Here is a 12244-nt window from a genome sequence, read left to right as displayed (position 1 = left end):
TTAGTTAATTGATTATCAGTCTTAAATGTATTTTATTTTGAACTCTCATTATTAAACCTATTTTGTAAATTATTATAAAAATAAGTAGCGTTGTATAAGCCAACAGCTTCAGCTAATTCTGTTTTACTAATTTTAGGTTTTTCAATTAATAATAATCTTGCTTTTTGATACCTTACTTCTTTAATCAATTCGTTAGGAGTTTGTCCTAAAAAATATTTTGTTTTTCTAAACAAACTACTTCTAGATAGATTCATCATCTCTGCTAACTGCTCGACACCAAAATTTTTGCTAGAATAATTTTTTTCTATTATCGCTAGTATTTCCTGATAATAATCATGATGTTGATTTGATAGTTTCAGTTTTTCAGAATTTGGAATTTTTTGTTCAAATTGTTGAATTTGTTTATAATACTTTATAGCTTTAGTTAAGCCTAATAAGAGTTCTTCTTCGTTAAATGGTTTGGTTAAATAAGCATCAATGCCTACACGTAACATATTTAATTTGTCTGTTTCACTATTACTTGCAGTAAGCACAATTACGGGCGTTTTTAAAGATTGACTTTTTAGCTCTTTTACTAATTCTAAGCCGTTCATTACAGGCATCATGTAATCTGTAATTATTGCTTTTGGTTTATGCTTTTCTACTAATTTTATTCCTTCTAAGCCATTTGATGCTAGAACAACTTTGAAATCTTTTAGAACAAGCTTCAAATAATTTTGCATATCAATATTGTCTTCTACTATAAGAATTGTTTCATCTTTCAAGCTTTTTATTTTAGATTGCAAAGTATTTTCTAAATAATGATTATTTATTTTACTCACTTCGATTATAAATTGTGCAGGTACTTTTATAGTAAATTTTGTTTCAATGTCTGGAATACTTTCTACATCAACACTAAAACCATGCTTTTCTATAATACTTTTTGCAAATGAAAGCCCTATACCAGTACCAACACTTCTGGTAATATCATTATCAGCTTGATAAAACCTTTTAAAAACCTTAGGTAAATCTTTTTGTGGAATACCAACACCATTGTCAAGGATAGAAATTTTAAGTGCTTCTTCATGATGAATTGCAATAATTACTTCTCCATTTTTTGGAGTAAACTTTAATGCATTTTCTAAAATGTTTTCTAATGACTTTTCAAAATAGTCTTTATCCATTTCGATGGTTACCGGTGAAATGTTGATGTCTAGGGAGAGTTGTATTCCTTTATCGCTAAACAGTTTTTTATATCTGTTGTAAAGCTTATTAATGAAATTTGTTATTTCTATTGCAGATTTACGTAGTAAAAGTTGGTTTGCATCTAGCTTAGATAAATTAAGTAAGTCATTAACAATGCCTTCAATTTTATTTGCTTGCATTTGTATAATGTCTAAATATTCAGAATTTTCTTTATTGTTTTCAGTTAAGCTTAATCGCTCTGCGTATCCTTTTACTAAGGTTATAGGAGTTCTAATTTCATGTGATATGTTTGTAAAAAAATTTGATTTAAAACGATTCAATTCTTTTAATTCATTTTGTTGTTTTTCTAATAGTTTTTTGTCTTTTACTACAATATCTTTCTCTTTTTTGAGGAGAAGTTCATTTTTATCATTTTCATTTTTAAAAAAACTAACTAATAAAAATAAACCTCCAAAAAGAAGCGAAACATTAAAATAACCAAAATAGGCCTCAGGATAATTATTAAAATATAAATTAGGAAGGTAAAAAGCAGCGATAGCAATACATAGTAAAAAGTAGTGTAAGTATTTATTATCAAAAAAAAATAAAGAAATTAATGGTAAAACTATGTACTGATATTCACCATAAAAACCTTTAAAGGCATAATTACAATGGTAAAATAATATTACGAATACTAATAAAAAAAACAGTGCTCTTGCAAGTAGAAATCTTTGCTTGTATTGTATGTAAATAATAGTGAAAAATAATAGTAATTGAGTGCCAAGAGTTAAAGCTTTTTGCAAATCGAAAATATCAGTCAAAGCATCAAAAACTAAAAAAAATAAAGCATGAGCTATAGATATATAAGCTACTAAATTAAGAAGTCTTATTCTTTTTTTTTCTTTTGATTTATTATCTGAGCTTACTCCTACATTAAGCGCTTTTTTCCAAAAATTCATTTAGCTTTTTTATTCAAAATTAGATTTATAATAAAAATACTTCAAGTTTTTATTTCACTTTTTATCTAAATGAGACTTTTGAAAGTAATTGAGACATTTGAAAGCTTTAGATTTTGATATGAAACATTTCAATTTTATTTAGGACTTTTAAAAAGCTATCTCAAATTTAAATTTGCCAAGTAAAATAAAAAAAAAGTCATTGACATGAAAAAAACACTACTTTTACTAGTATTTATTACACAACTTCTCAACGCACAAACCGCATTAGGTCCGATTTTAACAAATCCAAGGTCTTTAATCGTTATTGATAATTTTGCTTACTTTGAAGACAACAATCAAATAAAAAGGTTGGATTTAAACAACCCTTCTTCGTTAACCACTGTTATAGCAAATCTAAATATTACACCATATACTTTTGAGGAAGCACCTAATGGTTTTTATATTCCTAATACAGGTGGAAACAATGTTGTTTTGGCAACAATAAATGGAACTACTGTTAGTCCAAATTTCAATTTCATTGATGGCACAGGCGGTGCTATAGGTTTTGCTTTTCAAAGCGATAATGGAGATGTTTACTTTACACGAAACGGTACAGCAAATAGCGGTCAGTTAAGACTTTTACTTAATAGCCCTAACTCAAGTAGTGTTGTGGTTAATTTACCAGCTTCTCATACTGATATTACCGATGTTGCTACAATTGGGGCTGATTTTTATTTTACATCAATACAAGGTTTCGTTTGGCATTATAATATCAACAATCCCTCGGCAGGCTTTACGGCATTAGTATCTTCTTCAGGTAATGTACTTACAGGGGTTGAAGTCACTCAAGATTATCTTTATTATGTAAATGCAAGCAGTAATAGAGTTGTTAGAGTTAATCGAGCTAATGGCTCTGGAGCTGTAAATTTATTTATGAATTTAGGTATTCAAAATATTGATATCGTCAATAATATAATTTATGGTATCAGCTCAAATCAAAATCAAGATCGTTTGTACGCCTACACTGACCCGCAATTGCCACCAGCTTGCGCTATTCCAAATAATATTACAGCAACGGTTACAAACGGAACAGACGCTTTGGTTACTTGGGATGCAGTAACAAACGCTGATAGTTATGATGTGGCATATGTTGAAACAGGTCAACCTATAGGTAATGCAACCGTTGTCAATACTACAAACACATCCCAACTGATATCTAATTTAAATAACTCTATAATTTATGATATCTATGTAAGAACAAATTGCAACTCCGGTACTACTAATTATTCTTCACCTATACAATTTGGGCTACCGGGCATAGTTTATGTTGATATTGATGCCACAGGAAATAATGATGGTTCTTCTTGGGCAGATGCTTATACCTCAATAGAAGTCGCCATTTCTAATGCAGTGATAGGAGACGAAATTTGGGTTGCAGAAGGTAAGTATATACCAGTTTCAAGCTACACTATTAATAAAAGGCTCACTATTTATGGTGGTTTTGATGGTATTGAAACACAATTAAATCAAAGAGATTTTATAAATAATCTCAGTATTTTTAGTGGTGACCTGGCTGATAATGATGATCTTACGGCTTTTCCGTTTACCGCCGGTGAACCGACAAGGCAAGACAATGCACTACGTGTCATTGATGTAAATGCAAATAATGTAATCCTAGATGGTATTTCTGTTAGAGGTGCACATGACATGAACTTTACAGCTTTTAACGCTATTGCAGTAAATCAAGCAGTATCCACTTTTACCTTAAGAAATTCTGAAATTGCTTATCAATTTAATACAGGTGCTAACTCTGGTGTTAATATGCAACCAGTAGTTGACGCCAATTTTGTTTTAGATAATAATCGATTTCATCACAACCAAAGTAACGCAGCAACTGGAATTTACATTTTTACAAATGCTGCTGTAGCTGCTGATGTGAGTATTAAAAATAATTTATTTTATGAAAATTATATTATTTCATCGGGTAATGTTTTTTCTGGTGCTGCAGGATGGGTAAGGGCGTTTGCTACTGGTAGTACTGTTAATTTAGAATTAATAAATAACACCTTTAGTAAGAACTTTACTGTAGTACCTTCAGCTGCAGGTAACATACAAACTGTTTTTGGTATATCTCAAGGAACTGGTACAATGAATGCTACTGTTGAGAATAATATATTCTGGGATAATTTTGGGCCAAACGGCTTTATACCGGCAGGAGTATCTTCCGTTATAAGTAATGGGACTACTGTTGGAAATGTCTCTGCTAGTTCTGCAAATATCGATGCACAAGGTTTAGGCTTCGTTGGTAACCAGGGTCAAAATGTAAATCCATTGTTTACTGATCCTAGTAATAATGATTTTACTTTACAAAGCGGTAGCCCAGCCATTGATAGCGGCAATAATAGTTTTGCTTCTGGATCTGATGTTTTTGGGTTACAACGCATTGCAAATGGTACAGTTGATATTGGCGCACATGAATTTAGTACGTTATCTGTCTCAGATGTTATTCAAGATACACAATTTAAAATTTATCCCAACCCTGTTGTTAATAGCTTAAATGTATTATCACAGCATAGCCTAAAGAATATAACTATTTATTCGATTTTAGGAGCCAAAGTCTTGAGTTCTTCTGAAAACACTATTAATGTGAGCGGTTTGAGAACTGGAGTTTATTTAGTTATAATAGAAACTCTTGATGGCAAGCAGTTTTCTAAAAAATTAATAAAAAAATAATTATGAATTGGTAATAAGGTCATTAATTCATTTTTAATGACCTTATTAAATTTTAATGCTCCTAGAGATTTTTTCTATAAAATGATAAGATTAATCATAATATTTGTTTTGACTCTTGTCTTTAATTCTTCAATTGCACAAGAAGCAATTAACGTACCTCAATACTTAAACTTACCTTTAGATTCTACGAGCGAACAAAAATTCCGCAAAAGTCTGAATGACTTGTTTTCAGATTTGTATACAGGAAATATTAATAAAGCCCTAATAACGCCTAAAAGATTCAATCTAACAGTATCCCAACTTCAGGTATTAATCAATTATGAAGCCAGAAAAACAGATAGTGCTAAAGAGCTTCAGGATAAATTTTTGATAAATTGTTACCCTGTTTCAAGTAAAGATTATATAGTAAAAATATCCTATATAAATCAAAATCAAGAATCTCAACCTATACCAGTATTTGCGATAACTTTAATAGCAACAGAGACCAATAATAATTTTACCTTTTCAATTCCATTAGATTATTTAACGCGTTACTGGAAAACAAAAATCTTTGGTGACATTACCTATCATTTTAGAACAGAAATTAATGAACACTTAGCAAAGACATTTAATCATAAAAATACTGAAATAGCCAAAAAGCTTGGTTTAAAACCACAAAAATTCAATTTTTATCTGACTGACAATTACCAAGAAATCTTAGGACTTTTAGGCTTTACATATTCTCTTACTTCAAATGGAAAGTATAGAGATGGTTATGGTGTCAATGCGAATACAATTTTTGCAGTTATGAATAATGAAGATTTTTCTCATGATATTTTTCATTACTATTCTGGACAAATAAACAAACCTAAGAACAGAAATTGGATTGCAGAAGAAGGTATTGCATACTTATGGGGTAATGCTTACTATACCGATACTAAAGGTGACATGATCACACAACAACAATTGGTTGAAGAACTAAAAAAATATTTAGCTAATAATCCCGATACAAGTTTATTTAGTTTATTTAAAAACGACACAAAAATTTTTAGTCATCTTGCGCCAGAAATTTCGGTGCGTTCTACAATTTCAGGAATTATTGCCAATCATATAGAACAGGAAAAAGGTACTGATGGTATTTTGAAATTAATTAATGCTGGCAGTAAAGATCGCTTTAATAATTATCTTAAAACTACAAATCAACTGATTGGTTTAAATGAAGACAATTTTGACCAAAAGGTTAGGAGTTTTATTAAATAAAAATTAATACAAAAATTAAAGAGCTCTTGATTTTATTATAGTTAATTAAATAATGACAATATGAATTTTTTTAAATTCAATAAAAAACTTACTTTTTTATTAATACTATCTTGTACTTTTATAAATGGATTTTCCCAAGAAAAATTCAAAATTACAATTGACTCTGCCTGTTTCCCATCTAATGATTCTATCAAATTAGATGGTAAATTTGGATTATATGGCGATATGAGAATATCAAAACATCCATTTTTGGTAAAAGATACGCTTATTAAGACGCTTGAATTCAAAAAAGAACAAGTTTTAACAGATTTAGAGCCTATGCCGTATACAATACGCTTTATTCCCAAAGATTCAACAGAAAGGAGTCATTCTGTGCAAATTCATTCACGTAGTGATTACAAAAATCTAAGCTGCTTTTTTTTCAACAAAACGTATCCGCTTGTTCTCAGGAAAATGAAAAACAACGACTATATAAAGATTGTTTCTTGCTATGCTGGACCAACAAACATGGCTACTGCTATTCCAATTTACACCTTAAAGATTGCCAAGAAGCGTGGTAGATATTTTATGAAATACTGGGAGACTTCAACTAATGAACAAGGACTTCGATTTATAGACCTTCAAGTTCAACCCGTAAAAGATGATAAAATTAAAATTGATAGAAGTTATGTGAAACTTTCAGATGAGCAGTTAGGGGTCATTGAGAATTTTTGGAGAAATATGTATACGTACTGGTTTGATAATGACTATTCTTCCATAACTTCTAATACGGTTATTTATGATAAAAATGGTTACTTCAATTTTCAGTCTAACAGATATGTTAGCCAGATACTTTGGGGAAAATTGAATTAGAAAAACTGCTATCCACAAAGCGTATTTTTAAAATAAAAAGAAATTGATAATTTATTAAATGAATAGATAAGTATCTATAAAGCACATTTAGACTATTTTTTTATTTTTTCTGAATAGTCGAAATTAAAGGAGACATTAAAAAATAATCTGCTGGGCTGTTAAGGACAAAAAGCATCTTTATTCGCTTAGTTGAGAATAATTTAATTTAACATAAAAATGTAATATGAAAAGATTAATAATAAATGTAATATTCATTTTGATAGTATCAGTTGGAATAAGTCAAAATATGGCTTACATATCAACTGAAAAGGCAATAGCAGATATTAATTATATGATTAAAAATATAGAAGATATCCATTATAATCCTTATTTTAAAATTGAAAAGCAGTATTTTGACAAAAGCGTAAAAGCTACATTATCAACGTTTGATAGGGATTCTATACCTCTTAAAACTTTTATTGCTTCAAGTATGAAGCTATCTGCATTACTTAGTGGAGGTCATACAGGCTTAGATTGGCAAAACGATAAAATCTTTCCTGAATTAATCAGCTATCAATTCTTACCATTTACAGGGAAATTAATTAAAGATAATACTGTTTTTAAAGTGACGAGATCTATAAACGATAAAATACCTGTTGGTATTGAGTTAACCGAAATCAATGGTTTTAGTATCGTTGAATTGTACAAAGAATGCATGAGTTTTATAGGTGGAGTTAATACATTTAAAAATGCAAATTGTGAAAGGCTGTTTCCGCTTTATTTGTTTTTTACCGATAAATTAAAAGCTCCATATAATATTTATTTAACTGATCGCACTATCAGTTTGAAAGGAATAAATGTACAGGAATTAAATGATTTTTTAGTTAATGGTAATTCTATCGACAACTATACTTTTGAAATTATTGATGATAATATTGGACTTATTAGTTACAATAGTTGCACAGATTATAGCGCCTTTGAAGTTTTTTTGTCCAAAACTTTCAGCGAAATTGATGATAAAAAAATAAACAAACTCATTATTGATATAAGAGAAAATTCAGGAGGAGACTCAAAACTAAATGATTTATTACTTTCCTATATTACCACAAAACCATACCGTCAATCCAGTGGAAGATTTTGGAAAGTAAGTAGCCAAGCCAAAGTCGCTTACAAGAAAAACAACTATAGCAAGCATCATGGAAAAAGTTTTATGGAATATTATTACAATAAGGAAAGTGGAACTATAATTGAAGATTTTGATAGTGAATTAATAAATCCAATTAAACCAAGTTTTTATTTTACAGGTAAAACCTGTGTTTTAATTGGACCAAAAACTTTTTCAAGTGCAAACTTTTTAGCGGATGCTGTTAAAACATATAATTTAAGTACGCTTATTGGGACATCAACTGGAGAGCTAACAAATGATTTCGGAGAGCTTATTGATTTTAAATTACCTTATTCTGGTAATATTGTTTATGTAAGTTCAACCTATGATATAGGCGCTAAAGGAAATCCAAAACTTTTTGAGCCTGTTTATCCAGATATTAACACATATAATGATGCTCTTCAATATGCCATAAAATGGATTGAGTGAAATCAAATGTCATCAAATTATTCAGATTGAAAATAAAATATATGTGCTAATAAAAGTTTTTCAAACTTAATAAAGTAGCTACAAATTATATAATATTAAAAGTTGGTATCTATTTAAAATAAACTTAAACAAATGGTTTTAGTTATGAAATTCGTAAATTTACCGCATCATAATTTTAAATATAATTCAGCTTCAGCATGGAACAACAAAAACCATATACACCCAAAAATCAAATTCGAATTGTAACGGCAGCATCACTCTTCGATGGTCATGATGCAGCCATCAATGTCATGCGAAGAATTATCCAATCTACTGGAGTAGAAGTCATTCATTTAGGACACGATAGAAGCGTAGAAGAAGTCGTAAATACAGCCATTCAAGAAGATGTAAATGCCATAGCTATGACTTCCTATCAAGGCGGCCATAACGAGTATTTTAAATACATGTACGATTTACTTCAAGAAAAAGGAGCAAGCCACATCAAGATTTTTGGTGGCGGCGGTGGCGTAATCCTGACGGAAGAAATTGAAGATTTAATGAATTATGGGATTACTAGAATTTATTCTCCAGACGATGGTCGTGAAATGGGATTGCAAGGCATGATTAACGATTTGGTTGAAAAATCCGACTTCCCAACGCCAAAATTAGTTGAAGCAGAAAAAACTTCAGAAAACCTTAAAAATAAAAATGTAAACACCATTGCTCGCTTAATTTCTTTAGCTGAAAATCGACATGAAGAATTTAAGTCAGTTTTTGAACCGATACAAAAATCGAGTAATAATGAAGTTCCTGTATTGGGAATTACAGGAACAGGTGGCTCAGGAAAATCTTCTTTAGTAGATGAATTGGTTCGTCGTTTTTTAGTCGATTTTGATGACAAACAAATCGGAATTATCTCTGTCGATCCATCTAAACGAAAAACAGGCGGAGCTTTACTGGGCGATCGTATTCGTATGAATGCTATTAATTCGCCAAGAGTTTATATGCGTTCGTTGGCTACGCGTCAGTCTAATTTAGCACTTTCCAAATATGTGCAAGAAGCTGTTGAAGTTTTAAAAGCGGCCAATTACGATTTAATTATTTTAGAAACTTCAGGAATTGGACAAAGCGATACTGAAATTCTAGACCATTCTGATGTTTCATTGTATGTAATGACGCCAGAATTTGGAGCAGCTACACAACTGGAAAAAATCGATATGCTTGATTTTGCAGATTTGGTGGCCATTAATAAATTCGATAAACGTGGTGCTAAAGATGCGCTGCGGGATGTGAAAAAACAATACCAACGCAATCACCAATTATGGGATGCAAAACTCGATACGCTTCCGGTTTACGGGACCATTGCTTCTCAATTCAATGATCCTGGAATGAATGTGTTGTATAAGCAAATTATGGATTTGGTTGCCGATAAAACCAAAGCCCAACTCAATAGTACTTACGAAATTACAGACGAAATGTCTGAGAAAATTTTCGTCATTCCGCCAGCAAGAACACGTTACTTGTCTGAAATTGCTGAAAATAATAGAAGTTACGATCAAAAGGTGAATCACCAAGTTGAAGTAGCTCAGAAGTTATACGGAATTTATAAAACTTTGTCATCTTCGGTTGAAGCTGAATTGGCTTTAGATAAAAATGGAATTGAAGAAGATGCATTACAAAACAATACTTCACCTGAAAACGAACAATTAGTTGGTTTACTCAAAAAAGAATTCGATCGGGTAAAAATGGATTTAGACCCATACAATTGGGAAAAAATATTAAGTTGGGAATCTACCGTAAAGCGATATAAAGATCCGATTTACAGTTTTAAAGTTCGCGATAAAGAAATCAAAATAGAAACGCATACCGAATCACTTTCGCATCAGCAAATTCCTAAAATTGCCTTGCCTAAATACCAAGCCTGGGGCGATTTACTCAAATGGATGTTGCAAGAAAATGTACCAGGCGAATTCCCGTACACAGGCGGTTTATATCCGTTTAAACGCACTGGAGAAGATCCAACTCGAATGTTTGCTGGAGAAGGCGGACCTGAGCGCACCAACCGTAGATTTCATTATGTAAGTCAAGGTTTACCGGCGAAGCGTTTATCTACTGCTTTCGATTCGGTTACCCTTTACGGAAACGATCCTGATCACCGTCCAGATATTTATGGAAAAATCGGAAATGCAGGAGTTTCAATCTGTTGTTTAGACGATGCTAAAAAACTGTATTCTGGTTTCGATTTAGCACATCACATGACTTCGGTAAGTATGACCATTAACGGTCCAGCACCAATGCTTCTTGGGTTTTTTATGAATGCGGCTATCGATCAGCAATGTGAAAAATACATTACTGAAAACGGACTTGAAAACGAAGTAGAAGCTAAAATTAAACAAATCTACAAGGAAAATGGCTTAGAAAGACCTAAGTACAACGGAGATTTACCAGAAGGAAATAACGGTCTTGGTTTAATGTTGTTAGGCGTTACCGGAGATCAAGTTTTGCCTGCAGATGTGTATCAAAAAATAAAAGCAGAAACCATAGCTGTAGTTCGTGGTACCGTTCAAGCAGATATTTTAAAAGAAGACCAAGCGCAAAACACTTGTATTTTTTCAACTGAATTTGCTTTGCGATTAATGGGTGATGTTCAAGAATATTTTATTGAAAATAAAGTTAGAAATTTCTACTCAGTTTCCATTTCTGGATATCATATCGCAGAAGCAGGAGCCAACCCAATTACCCAATTAGCTTTAACGCTTTCTAATGGCTTTACATATGTAGAATATTACTTAAGCCGTGGAATGGATATCAACAAATTTGGGCCTAACTTAAGTTTCTTTTTCTCCAATGGAATCGACCCTGAATATGCGGTAATTGGTAGAGTTGCTAGAAGAATTTGGGCGAAAGCCATGCGTGATAAATACGGTGCTAATCCACGAGCACAAATGCTAAAATATCATATTCAAACTTCAGGTCGCTCATTGCATGCGCAGGAAATTGACTTTAATGATATAAGAACAACTTTACAAGCTTTATATGCCATTTATGATAACTGTAATTCATTGCACACCAATGCTTACGATGAAGCCATTACCACACCTACAGAAGAATCGGTAAGACGCGCCATGGCTATTCAGTTGATTATCAATAAAGAATTAGGCTTGGCGAAGAATGAAAATCCAATTCAAGGGGCTTTTATTATTGAAGAGTTAACCGATTTAGTAGAAGAAGCCGTTTTAACTGAATTTGATCGTTTAACCGAACGCGGTGGCGTTTTAGGCGCTATGGAAACCATGTATCAGCGCAGTAAAATTCAAGAAGAAAGTTTACATTACGAAACTTTGAAACACACTGGCGAATTCCCAATTATTGGGGTAAATACATTTTTAAGTTCAAAAGGTTCTCCAACGGTGAAGCCAAGAGAAGTAATTCGTGCTACGGAAGACGAAAAGGAGTTTCAAATTAGCACCTTAAATAAATTACATCAAGCTTACGAAAATAAAGCGGAAGAATATTTAAGTAAAATTCAAGATGCAGCTATTAATAATCGCAATATGTTTGAAGAATTGATGGAAGCGACAAAATATTGTTCCTTAGGTCAAATTACAGAAGCATTATTTGAAGTAGGAGGTCAGTACAGACGAAATATGTAATTATATATTTTGCTTTACTAACACAAAAGCCGTTTCAATCGAAACGGCTTTTAATTTATCATTAAATTATAATTAGCTCTAACTCAGCCCCAAATAAAAAGTCTATATTTGCA

The 12244-nt window shown here is 31.6% G+C and carries 6 protein-coding genes; 5 read left to right on the top strand and 1 reads right to left on the bottom strand.

Annotation, left to right across the window (positions count from 1 at the left end):
• Window positions 1-32: 32 nt before the first annotated feature.
• Window positions 33-2123 (bottom strand): response regulator, encoded by a 2091-nt coding sequence (locus IMZ30_RS02440; protein ID WP_207038965.1) that lies wholly within the window; start codon window positions 2121-2123, stop codon window positions 33-35.
• Window positions 2124-2327: 204 nt separating this feature from the next.
• Between IMZ30_RS02440 and IMZ30_RS02435 the strand changes: the two genes are divergently transcribed.
• The 5 genes from IMZ30_RS02435 (at window position 2328) to IMZ30_RS02415 (ending at window position 12131) form a co-directional block, all read left to right on the top strand.
• On the top strand, window positions 2328-4835 hold the full coding sequence (locus IMZ30_RS02435; protein WP_207038964.1) for a T9SS type A sorting domain-containing protein: 2508 nt from the start codon (window positions 2328-2330) through the stop codon (window positions 4833-4835).
• 36 nt (window positions 4836-4871) lie between these two features.
• Window positions 4872-6074 (top strand): hypothetical protein, encoded by a 1203-nt coding sequence (locus IMZ30_RS02430; RefSeq protein WP_207038963.1) that lies wholly within the window; start codon window positions 4872-4874, stop codon window positions 6072-6074.
• Between the two features lie 225 nt (window positions 6075-6299).
• Entirely contained in the window at window positions 6300-6926 is a 627-nt protein-coding gene (locus IMZ30_RS02425; protein ID WP_207038962.1) for a hypothetical protein, read from the top strand.
• A 223-nt stretch (window positions 6927-7149) separates the two neighbouring features.
• A complete protein-coding gene (locus IMZ30_RS02420) occupies window positions 7150-8499 on the top strand; it encodes a S41 family peptidase (protein ID WP_207038961.1) in 1350 nt (449 codons plus the stop codon).
• A gap of 197 nt (window positions 8500-8696) precedes the next feature.
• Entirely contained in the window at window positions 8697-12131 is a 3435-nt protein-coding gene (locus tag IMZ30_RS02415) for a methylmalonyl-CoA mutase family protein (protein ID WP_207038960.1), read from the top strand.
• Window positions 12132-12244 lie beyond the last annotated feature (113 nt).

Source organism: Psychroflexus sp. ALD_RP9, assembly GCF_017311165.1.
Lineage (GTDB): Bacteria > Bacteroidota > Bacteroidia > Flavobacteriales > Flavobacteriaceae > Psychroflexus.
The sequence above is the reverse complement of the archived record's forward strand: the minus strand, read 5'-3'. Positions and strand labels throughout refer to the sequence as shown.